The organism is Hathewaya proteolytica DSM 3090 (assembly GCF_900142225.1).
Lineage (GTDB): Bacteria > Bacillota > Clostridia > Clostridiales > Clostridiaceae > Hathewaya > Hathewaya proteolytica.
In genome coordinates, this window is the sequence record NZ_FRAD01000020.1 from 1 (window position 1) to 18,639 (window position 18,639).

Annotated in this window: 15 protein-coding genes; 11 read left to right on the forward strand and 4 right to left on the reverse strand. The window is 33.7% G+C overall.

The window, feature by feature from the left end; genetic code table 11:
- A partial coding sequence (locus tag BUA73_RS10610) for an immune inhibitor A domain-containing protein (RefSeq protein ID WP_178139255.1) occupies positions 1–2,131 on the forward strand: 2,131 nt, incomplete at its 5' end.
- A gap of 196 nt (positions 2,132–2,327) precedes the next feature.
- On the forward strand, positions 2,328–3,260 hold the full coding sequence (locus tag BUA73_RS10615) for a leucine-rich repeat domain-containing protein (RefSeq protein WP_143147004.1): 933 nt from the start codon (positions 2,328–2,330) through the stop codon (positions 3,258–3,260).
- 87 nt (positions 3,261–3,347) lie between these two features.
- On the opposite strand, the gene BUA73_RS10620 is transcribed toward BUA73_RS10615, so the two are convergent.
- A complete protein-coding gene (locus BUA73_RS10620; protein ID WP_072904106.1) occupies positions 3,348–4,178 on the reverse strand; it encodes a TPM domain-containing protein in 831 nt (276 codons plus the stop codon).
- Positions 4,179–4,191: 13 nt separating this feature from the next.
- Positions 4,192–5,298: a TFIIB-type zinc ribbon-containing protein gene (locus BUA73_RS10625; protein WP_072904107.1), complete on the reverse strand. Its 1,107-nt coding sequence runs from the start codon at positions 5,296–5,298 to the stop codon at positions 4,192–4,194.
- A gap of 260 nt (positions 5,299–5,558) precedes the next feature.
- On the opposite strand from BUA73_RS10625, the gene BUA73_RS10630 reads away from it, so the two are divergent.
- Positions 5,559–6,368, forward strand: a complete 810-nt coding sequence (locus BUA73_RS10630) for a LysM peptidoglycan-binding domain-containing protein (RefSeq protein WP_072904108.1) — start codon at positions 5,559–5,561, stop codon at positions 6,366–6,368.
- A 130-nt stretch (positions 6,369–6,498) separates the two neighbouring features.
- On the opposite strand, the gene BUA73_RS10635 is transcribed toward BUA73_RS10630, so the two are convergent.
- Positions 6,499–6,762 (reverse strand): cysteine-rich small domain-containing protein, encoded by a 264-nt coding sequence (locus BUA73_RS10635; protein ID WP_072904109.1) that lies wholly within the window; start codon positions 6,760–6,762, stop codon positions 6,499–6,501.
- Positions 6,763–6,808: 46 nt separating this feature from the next.
- Positions 6,809–8,809, reverse strand: a complete 2,001-nt coding sequence (locus BUA73_RS10640; protein WP_072904110.1) for a fructose-1,6-bisphosphatase — start codon at positions 8,807–8,809, stop codon at positions 6,809–6,811.
- A 664-nt stretch (positions 8,810–9,473) separates the two neighbouring features.
- On the opposite strand from BUA73_RS10640, the gene BUA73_RS10645 reads away from it, so the two are divergent.
- The 8 genes from BUA73_RS10645 (at position 9,474) to rsmI (ending at position 18,602) form a co-directional block, all read left to right on the forward strand.
- On the forward strand, positions 9,474–9,836 hold the full coding sequence (locus tag BUA73_RS10645) for a hypothetical protein (RefSeq protein ID WP_072904111.1): 363 nt from the start codon (positions 9,474–9,476) through the stop codon (positions 9,834–9,836).
- Between the two features lie 151 nt (positions 9,837–9,987).
- Positions 9,988–10,593: a TetR/AcrR family transcriptional regulator gene (locus BUA73_RS10650; RefSeq protein WP_072904112.1), complete on the forward strand. Its 606-nt coding sequence runs from the start codon at positions 9,988–9,990 to the stop codon at positions 10,591–10,593.
- 54 nt (positions 10,594–10,647) lie between these two features.
- A complete protein-coding gene (locus tag BUA73_RS10655) occupies positions 10,648–12,714 on the forward strand; it encodes an efflux RND transporter permease subunit (protein WP_072904113.1) in 2,067 nt (688 codons plus the stop codon).
- Between the two features lie 25 nt (positions 12,715–12,739).
- Complete coding sequence (locus BUA73_RS10660) at positions 12,740–14,899, forward strand: methyl-accepting chemotaxis protein (RefSeq protein ID WP_072904114.1); 2,160 nt, start codon at positions 12,740–12,742, stop codon at positions 14,897–14,899.
- 137 nt (positions 14,900–15,036) lie between these two features.
- Positions 15,037–15,954 (forward strand): ATP-binding cassette domain-containing protein, encoded by a 918-nt coding sequence (locus tag BUA73_RS10665; protein WP_072904115.1) that lies wholly within the window; start codon positions 15,037–15,039, stop codon positions 15,952–15,954.
- On the forward strand, positions 15,947–16,717 hold the full coding sequence (locus BUA73_RS10670; RefSeq protein WP_072904116.1) for a hypothetical protein: 771 nt from the start codon (positions 15,947–15,949) through the stop codon (positions 16,715–16,717). Before BUA73_RS10665 ends, BUA73_RS10670 begins: the two co-directional genes overlap by 8 nt.
- Positions 16,718–16,932: 215 nt before the next feature.
- Complete coding sequence (locus tag BUA73_RS10675) at positions 16,933–17,682, forward strand: tRNA1(Val) (adenine(37)-N6)-methyltransferase (RefSeq protein WP_072904117.1); 750 nt, start codon at positions 16,933–16,935, stop codon at positions 17,680–17,682.
- 71 nt (positions 17,683–17,753) lie between these two features.
- Positions 17,754–18,602, forward strand: a complete 849-nt coding sequence (gene rsmI, locus BUA73_RS10680) for a 16S rRNA (cytidine(1402)-2'-O)-methyltransferase (protein WP_072904118.1) — start codon at positions 17,754–17,756, stop codon at positions 18,600–18,602.
- Positions 18,603–18,639: the final 37 nt, after the last annotated feature.

The following is an 18,639-nucleotide window of genomic DNA, read 5'->3' on the forward strand; positions in this document are numbered from 1 at the left end:
GTATACTCCCGCTGAAAAACAAGCTATAGTAAACAAAAATCACAAAGTAACAGATAAAAGCGGAAAAGAATTTTTCGTTGAGGATTTCACTATTTTTGAACAGGACCTACCCTTAGACTTATTTTGTCATGAATTTGGACATGTTTTAGGACTTCCAGATTTGTATGATACAAACAAATCAGAACCACCTGTAGAAAACTGGTCCATAATGGGTGGAAGTTACACAGGTAACCCAAGAGGCTCACAGCCTGTAAGCTATGGTGCTTACTGTAAAGAGTTTTTGCAGAAGGATTTTGAAAAGAGAAAAAGAGCGGCCAATTGGCAAAATATGAAAAAAATAAGCTTAGATGATGTTACGGCAGAAGGAATTGATGTTGTACTAGATCAAGCTACCCTTAAAGGAAAAAATAAAGACGTTGTAAGAATTGACCTTCCTAAATATGCAGAAAGAGTGGTAATGCCAACTGAAGGGAGCCAATGTTTCTTTAGTGGTAAAGGTGATAAGTTAAAAAACTACATGACAACTAAAACTCCCATAGAGCTTTCGGCTGATAGCAATGCAAAATTAACTTTTAAAACTTGGTATGATATAGACCCGTACTTTGATTTTGCATCAGTTCAACTAAAGGAAGTTGGAACTGATAATTGGGTTACCTTAAAAGATGAGACCGATCTTACAACTAATAAGGTAGATCCTTGGATAGAGTCACATGATAAGGAAAATATACTAGATAGAAATCCAGGTTGGGGATTTACCGATACAAGCAACAATAAATGGTTATACGCGGCTTTTGACTTAAGTCAGTTCAAAGGAAAAAAATTTGATTTAAGATTTAGATTTAGAACGGATGACAATACTCCTGAAAAGGGTATATATTTTGATGAAATAAAAATACAGGACAATTCAAAAATTATATTCGAAGATGGCGCAGAAGACGAGGCAAATAGTAAATTCAACTTTGAAGGATTCAGTGTAAATGATGGCAATGACAGACACGATCACTATTACTTACTAGAATGGAGAGGTAGTGGTGCAGGTACAAAGGTTGATAAGGGGTTAGATACTATAAGTATAGGTGCAGAAGGACTTTCATACGAAACAGGTCTTCTTATGTGGTACATTAATGGTAAATATAATGGGAACAGACCAGATCAGGATTATAATTCCCATAAGGGAGCGGTGGCAGTAGGTGTTATAGATGCAGACCAAGATCCTATAACATATGCATATCCAAACGGTTCTTCAGGGCCAGATAGATTAAATTATCAGCTTAGGGATGCAACTTTTAGCATAAGACCAGATAGAGATTGGTTACTTGATGCCGGAACTTACACCGTAGAGGATAGGCATACATTTATGAACCCTATATTTAAGGATAGCAATGATTATACATCACCAATGTGGGGGGCATCAACAGGCTTGGATTTAAAAGAATGTGGACTACAAGTTTTTGTTACGGATGAGAGCAAAGATAGAAGTACAGCGAAGATCCATATTGCCAAGAAAGATGGCAATTCAAATGGGGGATTCGCAAAGCAAGACTCTGATATGATAAAGGAAATGAGCATAGGCAATGGCAAAATTTACATCACACCTAAAGATAAATATAGCAATGTGGCATATGCACTATTTTCAGATATAAATCATAGAAGCAAAGAATTTAAGCTGAATTACGAAAATGGAAAATACGTATGTGATTCTCAAGGCATTGCAAATTTAGGATTGTGGAAACCTGAGTTTGTCATATTTGAAGATGCTGTGGGAAATGCCAAAGCTGTTTACAACAGAGAGGCAAATGGTATATTTGGGGCAGATTTTAGCAAATTATTTAAGCAATTAGAAGTTGAAGTAGACTCTAATGTTAAGTTTACTAAGGGTGAAAAATCAACTGTCAGCATAAACGTAGATCTTCCAAACAGTGTTGAAGATGTGACATTATTAATAGGAGTATACGATAAAAATGGAAAGATGCTAGGAAGTTCTATTAGAACGCAAAAATTAAATGGGAAAACTAATTTAACTTCAGACATAAACGTTCCAAATGAAGATAATATGACTATTAAAATAATGTTGTGGGATTTAAAAACCATGAGGGCTTTACAAAAAGAATTGGTTTATAGTGTTAATTAAGCATAACATAATCAATTATAGCTAACTTAAACACAGTTTTATAGAAAATATCTATAGAACTGTGTTTAACTATTTTAAAAAACTATTATACGATTAGTTTACACTAGATAGGGATAGCGAGTTTGTAGAAATACCTGATGACAAATTAAGAGAAGTAATCAATAAAGCATTGGGTAGTGAAAGAAGTAAAGATGCAATGATAACTAAAGCTGAAATGGAGACGTTAACTAAAATTGATGGCAAGATTTTACCTTTACAAAGGTTAGAAGATGGTAGGGGGATAACAAGGGGGATTAAAAGTGTTGAAGGCTTGCAATATGCAGTAAATCTTACATCAATAGATTTAAGTGAAAATGAAATAGTAGATATTAGTCCTATAAAAAATCTTAAAGGGTTGACTTATCTAGAATTAGATAGAAACAATATTTCGGATATATCTTCACTTTCAGAATTAACACGACTTGAACATTTAAACATATACAATAATGCTGGAATTGTGGATTTAACTCCTATTTCCAAAATTACAAGTCTTAAATGGATTGATATGCATTATTGTAACAGAAGAACAAAGCCAGTTAATGTAGAAAAATTATCTGAATTGATAAACCTTGAATTTTTAAGTATAGATGATGATTTTGTAAGGGATCTTAGTTTTTTAAAGAATTTAACCAAGTTATCTACGTTTAGCTGTAATAACAACTATGTCCTTGACATATCTCCTGTACAGGATTTGGCATGTGCAGCATATAATGACTGGTCAGGTGGTAAATTTTTTAATATGTATGCACAGATGCTAGATGAGGACAAGGTATTTAGTGTAGCGTCAGAGGGCGAAGTTATCAGAATTAAAAATCCTGTTGTCGGATGCGAAAAATATGTTGAAAAAATCAATGAATACTTAAAAGAAAGTGGTGAAGATGTCATTGCACCAGCACTAGATATTTCTGAAGAGAATTTAGATTTTATAACTATTAAGTTCGACTATTCTAAGAACGAAATTGTGATAACAGTGAAAGCAAATGATACAACTGAAAGTAGACAAAAAAAGGTGCTTCTTGTACTGGATTATGCTATGTATTCATTGAAAATCAATATTAGTATTGACCAATGTGGTTTGAAGACGTTATAACAAAGAATAAGTAACTATAAACAACAGAAAAAAGCGGATTTAGTGTAATGCCTAAATCCGCTTTTTGGTATACATATAATTATTAAATTAAAATTTACCGCCACCGCCGCCGTGGGTTGTACCACTACTGCTAGTATGTGTGCTTGTTCCCCCACTGGAAGAAGAGTTTTGAGCTTTTTTTGTCTTAGATGTATGTGAGTGGGTAAAAATATCAAGAGAATTTGTCAAATGTACTCCTTGGCTTTCAACATAATTTATAGCTGAATTATTTTTTCTCGCATTATTCATGGAAAATACCATGAAAGCCATAACTATTCCTGATATTACTAAGCATATGCCGGCGCCTATAAGAACATCAGTAGTCTTATTTCTTGTCTCACTGTGAACTACTTTGTAATCGTCATTAGAATCATAACTACTCTGATGAGGATAGTTTTCAAAAAAATAAGAAGTTACATTTAGGAAACTATTAAAAGCTTTCTCATATTCAGCCTCTGATAGAGAATCTCTTATGGTATCTCCAATTAAGTTTACTCTATCATCATTGAAATATTCAATGGCTTTGCCAGTGGTGGATATGTGCCAATCTCTAGAAACTATATTTACTACGAGAAGTACCCCATCTTTAGTGGGACCATACCCATAGAAATTATAATCGTAATAATCATCTGCATAGGCTTCAGGTGTTTTCCCATCAAACGTATCTGTGGTTACTATTACAACATCCATAGAATGAGTCTTGCCCATGTTTTTAATTTTTTCTGTAAGCTTTTGTTCAGCTTCATCAGTAAGCAAATTGCTATTGTCTACTACGCGAGGTTTGTCGGGATCTGCAGGTTGTTCTGCCAATACATAGGATGGAAGAAACAAAAATGATGTCATTAAAAATAAAATTACAATGTTAATAAACTTTTTCATTGTCTCTCACCTCCTATAAAATAAAAAATATTATTAATAAAGCTATAGCAAATGTTAAAATAAAAGTTAACAAAAAATACAATAAAGTTTTTCCTGCAGACACAGGGAGTTTACCAACTACCTTACCTGTTTGTCCATTAATAGCAAAAGAGTAGAGCTGGTTTTTGAATCTTACATTGAGTAGCCATACAGGCAATAGTGCGTAGGCAAATGTTCCATGGGATGTGTTTACTGTAAGGGATCTGGTTACGCAGCTGTTATATCCCATGACGGTGCTTTTTAAGAGGTCATGGGTGGTATTTTTTATGCGTTCATTAGCCCGAGGCTTGCAGGATTGAGAATCTTCGTCATATTTTTCAGCAAAAAATCCTGAAAGATAAGTCTTGTCAAAATTCACTATGGAAGAATATTGGAAAGGTTCTATGGCTTCCATGTATTCGTTTGGCATTTTGGAAGAACCGTCAATAGGAAGTTTTTTAAACCTAGCTTCACCTTCTCTTATTATAGTGTAGTAGTCTGTTTTTGTGTAATTGTAGTTGCTATCACTCCAATGCTTTACCCTAGTTCCTTCAAATCGGGCTCTGCCATGTGAGTCACAGTCAAATAGCCAAAAGGGAACATATACCCCTTTGATATTATCAATTGTTGACTGGCTCTTAAAAATATTTGGTAGAAGAAGTTTTTTTGAAGTGAACTTTGCATAAATATCCTTTGCAAGGCTTTTATCTAACTTAAAGGGAATAATTAAATCTGGTTTATAAATACCGGAAATCTGTGTTTCTATAATAGCTGTATTGCCGCAGTATGGGCAACTAGTTGCAGAAGTAGTTTTATCTGCTATTATTTCACCTCCACATGATGTGCATCGGTAAGAGGAAAAGCTATCCTTATCTTCAAACGTAGAATCATTGTTAGAATAGCTTTCATCTTTATGTTCATGGGTTGTCTCTTTCCACTGGAATGTATCTTCTGAATTATCCTTATCTAGTTCTTCATTGTAAGCTTTCACTGCATCTACATCAAAAGTGCTATCACAATAATGGCATTTCATTTTTTGAGATAAACTGTCAAAGGGCAGCGGCGCTCCACAGGAGGGGCATTTGTAGCCTACTACTGTCATTCTTATCACTCCTTTATTATAAAATATGTGTAATTTAATTATGACAATATAATTATATATAAAATAAATGTATAAGTCTAATATATTTTAAATTATTGGAAATATTTTTAAAAAACACTTGATTTTTGCTTACAAATATAGGAAAATATAAGTATACCAGAAATTAACATCTATGGTATCTGCTCGAAAAATAAATTTTATAAAATAATTACAAAGAGCAGGGGGTTTAAAGATATAAAGAATGAAGGGAGAATATTTGTATGAAGTTCGATTTTAAAGACAAAAAGTTTATGATCACAGCTAGTACTGTGGCAGTGGTGGTTCTTGGAGTATTTATTGGAGTTAAGGTGATGATGAACGCAGATGCTAAGAGTTCATTGGCGCAAGTATCCTCAGGAACTGAAAAGCAAATTACTGACGATGAGAATGCTATTGCAGACAGTCTTAAACAAAAGGCTGAAGAGGAAAATGGAAAAAAGGATGAAAAGGACAAGGAAAGTGGGGCAGAAGGGGAAGAAAACAAATCAAAGGATGCTACAGATGAGGCCAAGTCAGATGGGGATAAAAACGGCACGGAGGACAAAGACACAAAGACAACAGGAAATCAAGATTCCAAAAAAGATGATGAACACGACAAGTCAAGTTCGCAAAGTACAGAGAATACTGACTCAACTGTAAAAGTTGTAAAAGTTTACGATGACCAATACATAGTTAAAAAAGGGGATACCCTATATACTATTGGTAAGAAATTTTTTGTTGAGGACGAATTGACAGAAGGAATCAATACAATGAAAAAGATAAACAACATTGGATTATCAGATTTAATAAAAGAGGGGGACAAACTTTATATACCCGTTGCAAGTAATTCCCCCAAGAAAACCAGTGAAGTTATGGGGAAAGATTACAGGTCCTATATCGTGAAAAAAGGAGATACTCTCACCAATATTGTAAAGGAAGAAATGGAATGGTGTGATGTAGATACTGGGCTTAAGCTTATAAAAGATGCAAACAAGATATCCAATGATACTATAAAGGAAAATCAAAAGTTGATTATACCAACAAAGAAATAGAAAAGGAGCTAGGCTTTAGAAGAGAAATGCTCTTATGCTAAAGCCTAGTTTTTTTACTAAAAATAGTAAAAAAAACGCTAAGACTATTGGGTAGTCTTAGCATAAAATAAATTTGGGTAGTTTGTATAGGTTATCTATTTTTTTTGGCCAACTCTGAAACATCGTCCCACTTTGACATTATATATTGATAACCATTTTTGGAGTGAGGTATGGCGCATTTAGAGCAATCCTTAATACCGCGCTCGTTGTATGTAAAGTTACCACCACATTTGCTACCTAAAGTATAAAGTGGGCAGTAACAGAACAAGCAATTAAAATCTTCATTTGCCACACCCTTGTGGCAAGGAAAAAATTCGCATTTAGTATGTTGAACAAATTTATAATTTTCACTCATGATAAAACCTCCTGTAAAAGCACAGTAAAATTAGAGTTATTATACATCAAGTACTTTGTTTAATCAAGCCTTTTCTATAAGCAAGAAGGAGCATCTTTAAGTCTTCAATTTGATGCTTTAGCTCTTCGCCTATATCTGTATTTGAAACTCTTTTTCTTTCAATGTTGGATTCTACAATTCTTGTGGAGGATAATATATCCTGTTCCTCTGTAATAGCCTTTTCAATGGATTCAAAGGGTTGGTGCGATACCAATATAAGACCATAAGAGTTGTAAATTAGAGTATATCCTGCTATTCCTGTTTCGGGTTGATAGGATTTTGAAAATCCACCATCTATGACAAGGAGCTTTCCACCAGCTTTAATTGGATTCTCACCTTTTGTAGTTTTTACCGGTACGTGTCCATTGATTATATGAGACGTACAAGGGTTTAAATTAAATTCTTCTAAAATCATATTGCACACTTGCTCTTCGTTTCTCAACGTAAAGTAAGGATTTTTTAATTCAAAATGTGTCTCTTTTTCTTTTATGAAATATCTCTCAAAGGTGGCCATTTTATCTTTCCCGAATAGAGGGGAGTCTTCACCACACCATAAATACCATATACCATCTAGGGCAGCCTGTATGTCATCCTTTGTGGCAGTGACATCTTCTTCAATGAAGAAAGCTCTTCTAGCTATTACATCGCATTTATCTAGCAAAGTTTTGCCCTTATACCATTGTCCATCTATTTTAACCTCTTTAAAAGTTCCGTCTTCATTTAGTGGAATACAACCATGATAAAGCAAGTTGGAATTCACATTTAAATATAGACTTCCTTTAGCATAAAGAAAAGCTGCCTGTTTTTGCAATTTCTCGCTATTTCTAAAAAAGCTAATCATTCTATTCATAAGTTCATTTTCTTCTTCACTTAGCTTGTATGGATCCTTTGGATCTATGGTAGGGAAATTGGTATCTAAAAGATCATAGGTCTTATTTTCAATTGTTATGGTGCCATTGGAATAATCTATCTTGTCTAACAATAATCTGTTAGACATATTAAAATCAGGCCTTCTTTTTATAATGTTTCCTTCTATTTTGAACTGAATGATGCTTATAGCTTTATGCATTTGAGAAATCATCTGCAGCTCTTTACCTCTATATTTTTCCTCAGAGGACATTTTAGGTTTGAAACAAGCACAAGCATCGTTGCCGTAAGTCTCCATTGCAAAGGTGGCAAGGGGTAGCATATTTATACCATAGCCTTCCTCTAGAATTTTAAGGTTGGCATACCTGGTGCAAATACGAATGACATTGGCTATACAAGCATCACTGCCGGCAGCAGCCCCCATCCATACTATATCGTGGTTCCCCCACTGGATGTCCACACAGTGATGGGACATAAGCTCATCGATAATTATGTGCGGACCAGGACCTCTGTCGTATATATCCCCAAGTATATGCAGTCTATCCACTACTAAGCGCTGGATTAACTCGCAAATAGCTGTTATAAATTCATCTGCTCTATCTATAGAAATAATGGTGTTAATTATTTCATTATAATATTCATGTTTGTCTTTTGTGTTTTCATGTTCATGTAGCAATTCCTCTATTATATACGCAAAATCTGGGGGAAGAGCTTTTCTAACCTTTGACCTCGTATACTTAGATGAAACGTTTCTGCAAATCTCAAGCAACCTGTACAATGTGATCCTATAAAAATCATTCATGTTGCTCTCTTCTTTTGAGTCTTTAATATGCTGTAGCTTTAATTCTGGATAATAAATCAAAGTAGCTAGTCGCTTTTTTTCACTGCTTCTAAGAGTGTTCCCAAAAATATCTTCGATTTTGCGTTTTATAACACCAGAAGCATTTTTAAGAACATGGGTGAAGGCACTGTATTCTCCGTGTATGTCTGTAAGAAAGTGTTCCGTACCCTTTGGCAGATTCAAAATTGACCGAAGATTTATAATCTCAGTACAAGCAGAGGCAATTGTAGGATACTGTCTAGACAGTAGTTCCAAATATTTTAAATTGCTTTGTAAAGTCTGCAAGCTAATATCGCTCATAACAACCTCCTGGTAGTGCTTAACATAAACAGAATTCTTAGCTTCACTTGGAGTTTTAACCCCACGTGAAGGTTAGAATTCGTTATCTAGGGGCGTGGCTTATGTCATCGCCCTCCTATAAGAGGAGGGCGTGTTACAACGGCTAGCCATCAGATAAAATAATAATATCATATCTGATATATCATATCAATAATAAAAATAAAATAGACTAGCACAAAAGTATCAAAATGACGCATAAAAATATGATGTTTTAAGGAATTGTATATAATATTAAAATTTACTTGTATTATATGAGTGAAATAAAAAATAGTTCCTAAAAATAATTAAAAAATTATTTTGTATGTGTATATATTTTTTCATAGTGGGTATAATTATTACTGTGACATATAAATACACATTAAGCCCTTATGATCCCTCAATCCCCTTATATGTTATATCCACAGAGTAAATGAGAGGCTCTGTGGGAAAATAGTTATCCCCCATAACTAAATATTTTAAACTCCCTTAGAGAGTAGGTCTTACGATCTACTCTCTAACCCTATATATAAATAAACACTAAAATATATAGCAAAACTCCAAAATAATTTCCCTCCAAACAATCACCAATCTAAATAAATAAGCATACAGTAATTATAGATATAACATTATAATGAGGAGATTGTTTATGGGAATTTATTACAATAACATCTTTAGGGATCAAGAGGAAGATGAGGCGCAGGAAACCTTTAAGGCAAATATAAAAAATCCTAATGATGACCTGAAGTTATCTGCTCCACCAGACAAAATACCAAACATAATAGACAGTGTTACAGATAATATAAAATACAATTTTTTAAATGTTAATAAGGTAAATAAATTTTTATGTCAGTGTTTTAACAGGTATACGTATTTGTGGCTAAATGATGGAAGAAGTTTTTGGATATGGCTTATCTCTATTCACGACACCTATATAATATGCTACAGATGGAATGGTGCAAGATGGGTATCTGCACAAATTGCAAAGAATAAAATAAGACAAATTGGGTAATAGCTTATTTTACAGTAAAAGAGTCCTGGTGTTTAATTAGGACTTTTTTTGTGCATTTTTTTACAAAAAATATATTGACTATTAGTCATAAAGTGATATAATCATATAAGAACTTAAAAATGACTAGTAGTCATAAAGTGAGGTGGTATTTATGGATGAAAATAAAAACTCTGTTACGGATAAGAAACAAAAGAAGGAAAAAAGCCTCTTTGAAGCCGCATATGATTTATTTATTTCAAAGGGCATAGACAAAACCTCTATAGACGATATCGTGAAAAAGGCGGGTGTTGCAAAGGGTACATTTTATTTATACTTCAAGGACAAATTTGACATTGTAGATAAAATAATATGGAGTAAAAATCTAGATATACTAGATAAAGCCATTAAAAATACTAAAGCAAGAAAATGTGATGATTGTGTAGAAAACATAATTTACTTTGCGGATTTTATAATTGAGTATTTTAAAGAAAACAAATTACTACTAAAAATAATGAATAAAAACTTTTCCTGGAATGTCATAAAAAAAACCTATGTAACCACATCTCAAAATAGTTCGCTAAAGGATTTTTTTGAATATATCTGTGATTACATGAAGATAAACAAGGGATATTCTAAAGAACAAGTAGAAAAAACAATATTTATTATAGTTGATTTAATAGGAAGTGTTTGTTATTGCTCTATTATTTTGCATGAGCCAGATGAAATTGACAACATGAAACCTATTTTATTTGATACTGTAAGAAAAATATTGAGCTAGATGCCATTGTGTAGGACAGTGGAGTATTGAAAGATTAGGAGATGACAAGGAGTTATGAAAAAGAAATTTGCAGACTTTATCGTTAAGAACAAAATTTTAATTCTTATTATATCAATTGCATTGCTGGTTCCATCGGTTATAGGCATGATTGCTACAAAAATTAATTACGATATTTTAAGCTACCTTCCACAAGATTTGGAGACCATGAAGGGACAATCAATCCTTGAGAGCGAATATAACTTGGCTGCCACGGGTATGATGACCATAGAAAACATGGTAGACAAGGATGTAAAAAAGTTGTGTGAAGACATTAAAAATGTCGATGGTGTAACAGATGTCATTGGTGCTAGAAGCATATTGGACATTGGAGTTCCAAAAGAAATGTTGCCAGAAAAATTTAGGAAAATATGTTATTCCGATAATTCAACATTGATCTTAATAAAGTTTACCAACAATGCAGCTTCAGAAAAAACTTATGAAGCTATAGAAAATATAAGAAAAATCACAGATAAAAGGGCTTTCCTTGGAGGTATGTCAGCTATAGTTCACGATACAAGAGAATTAGCAGAGCAGGAAACACCATTATATGTAATTGTAGCAGTTATTTTTGCCATAGCAGTATTGGCTATGAGCCTAGAATCCACTATTGTACCGTTTATATTCTTATTGGGTATAGCATTTCCAATACTATATAACATGGGTACAAATTATTTCTTTGGGGAGATTTCGTATATCACAAAGGCCCTGGCTGCGGTGTTGCAGTTAGGCGTAACCATGGACTATTCCATATTCCTTCTTCACAGATATGACGAAGAAAAGAAAAAATGTGGTTCAGCAGAAGAGGCTATGAGCAATGCCATCGTAAGTACTTTCAGTTCTATTATTGGAAGCTCACTTACTACTGTAGCTGGATTTTTAGCGCTGTGTACTATGAGCCTTGCTTTAGGTAAGGATATTGGACTAGTTATGGCAAAGGGAGTAATTCTTGGAGTTATATCTACAGTAACAGTTTTACCAGCATTGCTTATGTACTTTGACAAATTAATTCATAAATATACTCACAGAGTGCTTATGCCTGAATTTGATAAAGTTTCTGATTTCGTTGTAAAACACAATAAAATCATAGCCATTGTGTTTGTAGTACTATTTATACCAGCAATATTTGGACAGGCTAATGCCGATGTTTATTATAATTTGGATGAGTCCTTGCCAAAGGATTTGCCTTCCATAGTAGGAACTAACAAATTAAAGCATGATTATGACATGACAACTACTCATTTTATTCTCATAAACGATAAAGTTCCATCTTATAAAGTTAATGAGATGATTAAAAAAATCGAAAATGTAGATGGTGTAAAGACTGTTTTAGGTTATGATGATTTGATGGGGGCAATGATTCCAGAAGAATTTATACCATCTCAGATACGGGATGTATTTAAAAATGGTGGCTATAACATGATTGTAGCAAATTCTAAGTATAAAGCAGCAGCTGATGCGGAAAATGCACAAATCGATGAGATTGACAAGATAATAAAATCTTACGATACTAATGCTTTCATGTCTGGAGAAGGGCCTCTTACAAAGGATCTTATTGAAATAGCTGATGAGGATTTTAAAAACGTTAATATAGCTTCTATTGTTGCTATATTTGTAATCATACTATTTGTATTTAAATCCGTAAGTGTACCAGTAATACTAGTTTTGGCCATAGAATTGGCTATATCTATAAATCTTGGTATACCATATTATACAGGTACTGTACTTCCTTTTGTCGCAAGTATAGTTGTTGGAACCATACAGCTTGGAGCTACTGTGGATTACGCTATACTCATGACCAATAGGTTTAAGGAAGAATTAAATAATGGCCTTGACTCAAGTGAGGCTATGAAAATTTCTATAAGGGAATGTTCAAAATCAATTATATGTAGTGCTCTTACATTCTTTGGTGCTACTATAGGTGTTGCTATGGTATCAAAAATGGAGTTAATAAAGAGCTTATGTAGTTTGATGGCAAGAGGAGCACTTATAAGTATGGCATGTATCATATTTGTACTTCCAGCATTGCTGATAATATTTGAAAAGGTTATAAATAAAACATCAATAAAATGGAGAATAGGTTAGTATTTTATATAGGAGATGATAAATTATGAAAAATAATATGTCAAAGAGATTGGTTAGTTTAGTTGTGTTGTGTACCATGATGGGAACACAGGTTGTTTATGCAGCTGAGGGAATAAAGAAAGACGAGTCAGTATTCGTAGTGTTGGATGCAAATGGACAGTGCAAGAGCCAGATAGTAAGTGATTGGATTCATTCTGAAAACACTGGAATAGAGATTAAGGATAAATCAGATTTAAAGGATATTGTAAATATAAAAGGTGAAGAAAAACCAACTATAAGTGGTGATGATATAACATGGAAATCAGATAAAAATGATATCTATTATCAAGGAAAAAGTGAAAAGCAACTTCCACTAGAAGTAAGTGTAAAATATATGATAGATGGAAGTGAAGTAAATCCTAAGGACATGGCTGGAAAGTCAGGAAAGTTTAAGATGATCCTTAAGATAACCAACAAAGAAAAACACACTGTTAGTATAAATGGCAAGGAAAGGGATGTATATACACCTTTCATGACAGCATCGCTACTTCAACTTCCTACAGAGAAATTTACAAATGTAAAGGTTAGTAGTGGACAACTTATATCAGATTCAAATAGCCAGATAATTGCCTTTTTGGCATTCCCAGGTTTAAAAGAAAGCTTAAATTTGGATAGTGAAATGTTAGATATAGATTTACCAGAGGAACTTGTCATAGAGGGAGATGTAAAAGATTTTGAAATGGGACCTATAATGGTTTCTGCGACATCTGAGCTTCCTGAAAAACTAAAAGAAATAAAAAATTCTAAGGATGTAAATGAAATAAAGGATAAGTTAGGTGAGTTACAAGACGCTACAAATAAAATTGTAGATGGAAGTGGAAAGTTAAGCGAAGGTGCAAAGTTACTTGATTCAAAGCTAGGAGTTCTTAATGGAGCTTTTGGTCAAATGAGTTCAGGTATATCAAAGCTTGATGATGGAGCAGCTTCGGCTCTTAATGGGTCTTCACAGTTAAGGGATGGTTCAGGACAACTTAGTTCAGGCTTATCACAGCTTAATTCAGAGATTCAGGGTCTTTCTGAAAAGGCACCATCCATTCTTGGACAGGTTGGACAGTTAAGCCAGGGTATAGCCCAATTAAAGTTGGGAAGTGCAGATTTATATAAGAATATGGATCTTCTTTCTGTAGGTATAGGCAAGGCTGCAGCAGGAGCTGAACAGCTAAGCCAAGGAGCAGCAAATTTATCTCAAGGATTAGATCAGTTTTATGGCGAAGTATCAAAAAGTGTAAAAGGCACAGAAACTGCAGTATCTGCTTTAGGAAAAAATATGATGGACATGGGAATAAATATAGCATCATTAAAGAGTACTGCAGAGGGGCAGCAATTACTAGCTTCTCTAAATGGTTCTGAAGAGGGCAGGAAGCTTTTAAATGTATTAAGTCTTATAGAAAAAGATAAGGCTGTTTTAGAAGGTTTCAAGGTATCAGAAGGTGAACCAACGCCATCTCAAAAATTAGAAGGTGGATATAAACAACTTAAAGACGGTGCGGATAAACTTCAAAAAGGAACTAAAGAACTTAGCGATAATTTAAAAGTTATAGAGCAAGGCAGCAGAAAATCTACTGAGGGTAGTGGAAAGATAAGCGAAGGAATTAATGCCATGACAGAGGGGTTAGGTCCAGTACTTTCTGATAAAGATGTTGTAGCTTTAAAACTTCAGCAATTGCAGCAGGCTGTATCACAACTTAATGATGGTTCACAGAAATTATTTAAAGGCGCTTCAGATATGAATTCTGGCCTTAAAGAATTGAAAAATGGTACAAGTTCACTTAAGTCAGCTTCAGGAGAAATGCAATCAGGTATTGGTAAGTTAAAAGATGGCAGCGCTACATTAGCTGAAAAATCTTCAGAACTTAGTGATGGAACAAAGAAATTCCAAGAAGAGGGAATAAGTAAAATTGATGATGTAGCAGGAAAAGCCTTTGATAATATTGGTGAACTTATTGAAGTTAAAGATGAAATGTTTAAGCTTAGCGACCAATACCAATGCTATACAAGTGTAGGCGAAAACATGGATGGCACCGTAAAATTTGTAATGAAGACAGATGAAATAAAAAAGCCAGAAGTTAAAAATGAAGTAGTTAAAGTAGAGGAAAAGAAATCTATATGGCAGAAGATTGGAGATTTCTTTACAAATTTGTTTTAGTGATAAATAATAAATAACAAAAAGCTGATATCAAGTTATAAGGTATCAGCTTTTTAATTGTATTGACAAAATTATGAATTAAGTCTATTATTAGTGATATCAAAGTGATATCATATAAAACAATTAGGGGTGATGATATGGAAAATATATTAGAGACCATGGACCTTACAAAGACATTTAAAAAAGTAAGAGCGGTAGATGATGTAAATATACACGTGAAAAGGGGTGGTATCTATGGAATTATCGGAGAGAATGGAGCCGGTAAAACCACCATTTTAAAAATCGTGTCTGGGCTAATAAATGCATCTTCAGGAAACTTCAAGCTGTTTGGCTGTGAATCTTCTAGGGCTAGGTCTAGTGGGGCTTTTTCAAAGATAGGGTCTTTGCTTGAATATCCTGCTATGTATCCAAATATGACAGCTATGGAAAATATGAAAACCAAAGGTCTATGTGCAGGATTCTCAGATGAAAAATATTTAAAGGGACTTTTACAACTTGCGGGGCTTGAGAAGGTGGGAAAAAAAAGAACGAAATTTTTCTCACTTGGAATGAAGCAAAGATTAGGAATAGCCATGGCTCTAATTGGTGAACCAGAACTGTTGCTTCTAGATGAGCCTATAAATGGACTAGATCCACAGGGTATTGCCGATGTTAGAAACATGCTTAAAAGACTTGTAGCTGAAAAAAACATAACAATATTGGTTTCTAGTCATATTTTAGAAGAATTATTTAAGATAGCTAGCAGCTTTGCTATAGTTCACAAGGGAAAATTAATAGTAGAAGCTACTAAAGAAGAAATACAACAACAATGTGGACAATATACGGAAATGATTGTGGGAGATACAAGTAAAGCTAAGCAAGCCTTGGAAGAAAAGAACATAGGGGGAGTAACATATTTGGATGATAATATATTACACCTAGATATGGATGTAGATGTGGCGGAAGTAAACTTTATTTTGGCGGACAGTAGGATACCGGTGACATCCATCGTAGAAAAAAAGAAATCACTAGAAGAATATTATTTCTCTATCATAGGTGGTGGTAAAAATGCTTAAAATATTTAAGATGGATTTATATAGGATGATTAAAAATAAAAGTACCTGGATTATAATGGCGATCAATATGGTCTTTCTGCTATTGCCAATTATAATAGAAGGAGTGGTACTTAAGAACTCCAATCAATCAATTGTAGGGGTAAAGGATTTTAGCTCCTATTTAACTTCCTTTATTGCTGGCGGAACTTCCATGATGTTAATTGCTATATTTGTAGTTTTATTTTACGGAAGTATATACAAAACAGGATTTATAAAAAATGTTGCCAATCTTGCAAAGAGTAAGCATGAGTTTGTATTAAGTATTGTATTTATTTCTATAATATACACCTTGATTATGTTTATAGCTACTTTCATAGTTGCTTTTTTGGCCATGTTTGTAGTTTTTGGTAAGGCAAATATAGGTTCTCCATTGGAATTGATAAAATATATGGCATGCCAATTTGTAGCTTATTCGGCTATGATGTCTTTTGCTATTCTCATCTGTACATTGGTGAGAAAATCAGGGGCTGCCATGGCTATTTGCATACTTTATTTTTCGGGATTCGGCATAAATTTGTGGTACCTGATTTCTACGGCTATAATGTACCTGTTTAAAACAGAATTCAATATATGCAATTATCTTGTCAGCCATAATATAATGAGGTACAGTATGAAAACCGTTGTCTCAGAGGAATGGTGGAAAATGCCTGTAATATCGTTTTGTTACTTTGTAGTGTTTGTGGTGATATCATCTATTGTAATGAATAAGCGTGAAATAGATTAAAACATGGGAAATAGATTTAAAAAGAATTAATATGGATAAAGTAATACAGGCGTGGTAAAACATAGCCTGTATTTTTACGCGTTAAACTATTAAGATGAAAGATGAAATAGTCAAATGATATTAGTGGTAGGAGAAGTGGTGTCCCCTTTAAAATTTGCAAAATGTAATATATAATTAAGGGGAATGAAAAACAAATAGTTGAAAAGGAAATAAAAATGGATTATATGTTGGAAAATGAAACATTAGATGATTTACAACTTAAAGGTATATACATTATTCAGAAGAAGGATGGGTTCAGATTTGGTGTGGACGCAGTATTGCTCTCCAATTTCGCTAGGGTTAAAAAAAAGGAATCGGTGATGGATTTATGTTCTGGTACAGGAATTGTGCCTTTTATTTTGGCTGGTAAAACGGAAAGTGACAATATATGCGGTATGGAGATCCAAAAGGACATGGTGGAAATGGCCAATAGGACGGTAGAGTATAATAGCTTACAACATAGGGTATCATTCATAAATGAAGATCTGACAAATTTTGATAAGCTTAAAAAGCTAGAGAAATATAATGTGGTAACGGTAAATCCACCCTATAAAACGGGGAATTGTGGTATAGTAAATCAAGAGGATAAGCTTGCTATAGCTAGACATGAGATATGCTGCAATTTAGAGCAAGTTATAGAGGCTGCTAAAATTCTCTTGGCAGATGGTGGTAGGTTTTATATGGTTCACAGACCAGAGAGGATGGTGGACGCTGTAACTCTCATGAGAAAGCATAAAATTGAGCCAAAGAGAATAAAAATGGTAATACCTATGCCGGGGAAAGCACCTAATATAATGCTTATTGAGGGGAAAAGAAATGGAGGCAGGTTTTTTAAATGGGAACCTGACTTATGTATACATAATAAAGATGGAAGTTATACAGATGAAATAAATCAATTATATAAATCAGAGAAATGTATATTGTAAAAATATGTGCAGATAAAGAAAAAGCATAGTGAGCAAGAAAAGAAAGCATAATGGATTGAAAGGAAATATAAATGGGAAAATTATATCTTGTACCAACACCAATTGGAAATTTAAAGGATATTACTTTGAGGGCTATTGAGGTACTTCAAAGCGTGGAAGTATTAGCTAGTGAGGATACTAGAATTACATTAAGGCTGATGAATCATCTTGGAATAAAAAAGCGACTTATATCGTATCATAAGCACAATGAACAGGGCCAAGGTGAGTTCATAATAGATTTATTAAAGGATGGAATAGATGTGGCCATAGTAACAGATGCAGGTACACCGGGTATATCAGATCCTGGAAGTATCATAGTTACGAAATGTATTGAAGAGGGTATACCCTTTGAGGTTCTTCCAGGGGCTACGGCTATCACCACTGCTGTTGTGTATTCCGGATTAGATACGTCGGGTTTTGTATTCAAAGGTTTTCTTCCTAGGGAAAATAAACCTAGGCGTGAGGTATTAACAAAACTTAAAGATATAGAAGAAACTCTTATATTTTATGAAGCACCACATAGACTAGTCAATACTTTAAAGGCTATACAGGAGGTTTTGGGAAATCGAAAGATATCACTTTGCAGAGAACTTACAAAAATGCATGAAGAAGTGCTCAGATTTACATTGGATGAAGCCATAAGCTATTACAATGAAGTAGAGCCTCGTGGAGAATACGTTTTAGTTATACAAGGCAAGAGTCTGGAAGAAATAAAAAAAGAAATGGAAGCTAAATGGAACAATATAACCATAAAAGAACATATTGTAAATTACATGAAGGATGGATTGTCAAAAAAAGAGGCAATTAAGGTGGTTGCAAGGGATAGAGGATTGCCTAAAAATGAAATATATAAATTATCTTTGGATATTAATAATATTTAACTAGGATTTTGGTTTTACTTGTGATATAATTATGAAG

Excerpts from the sequence above, each read along its gene's own strand:
- BUA73_RS10615 (WP_143147004.1), top strand. The coding sequence starts at position 2,328 with ATGATAACTAAAGCTGAAATGGAGACGTTAACTAAAATTGATGGCAAG.
- BUA73_RS10620 (WP_072904106.1), bottom strand. The coding sequence starts at position 4,178 with ATGAAAAAGTTTATTAACATTGTAATTTTATTTTTAATGACATCATTT.
- BUA73_RS10625 (WP_072904107.1), bottom strand. The coding sequence starts at position 5,298 with ATGACAGTAGTAGGCTACAAATGCCCCTCCTGTGGAGCGCCGCTGCCC.
- BUA73_RS10630 (WP_072904108.1), top strand. The coding sequence starts at position 5,559 with ATGAAGTTCGATTTTAAAGACAAAAAGTTTATGATCACAGCTAGTACT.
- BUA73_RS10635 (WP_072904109.1), bottom strand. The coding sequence starts at position 6,762 with ATGAGTGAAAATTATAAATTTGTTCAACATACTAAATGCGAATTTTTT.
- BUA73_RS10640 (WP_072904110.1), bottom strand. The coding sequence starts at position 8,809 with ATGAGCGATATTAGCTTGCAGACTTTACAAAGCAATTTAAAATATTTG.
- BUA73_RS10645 (WP_072904111.1), top strand. The coding sequence starts at position 9,474 with ATGGGAATTTATTACAATAACATCTTTAGGGATCAAGAGGAAGATGAG.
- BUA73_RS10650 (WP_072904112.1), top strand. The coding sequence starts at position 9,988 with ATGGATGAAAATAAAAACTCTGTTACGGATAAGAAACAAAAGAAGGAA.
- BUA73_RS10655 (WP_072904113.1), top strand. The coding sequence starts at position 10,648 with ATGAAAAAGAAATTTGCAGACTTTATCGTTAAGAACAAAATTTTAATT.
- BUA73_RS10660 (WP_072904114.1), top strand. The coding sequence starts at position 12,740 with ATGAAAAATAATATGTCAAAGAGATTGGTTAGTTTAGTTGTGTTGTGT.
- BUA73_RS10665 (WP_072904115.1), top strand. The coding sequence starts at position 15,037 with ATGGAAAATATATTAGAGACCATGGACCTTACAAAGACATTTAAAAAA.
- BUA73_RS10670 (WP_072904116.1), top strand. The coding sequence starts at position 15,947 with ATGCTTAAAATATTTAAGATGGATTTATATAGGATGATTAAAAATAAA.
- BUA73_RS10675 (WP_072904117.1), top strand. The coding sequence starts at position 16,933 with ATGGATTATATGTTGGAAAATGAAACATTAGATGATTTACAACTTAAA.
- rsmI (WP_072904118.1), top strand. The coding sequence starts at position 17,754 with ATGGGAAAATTATATCTTGTACCAACACCAATTGGAAATTTAAAGGAT.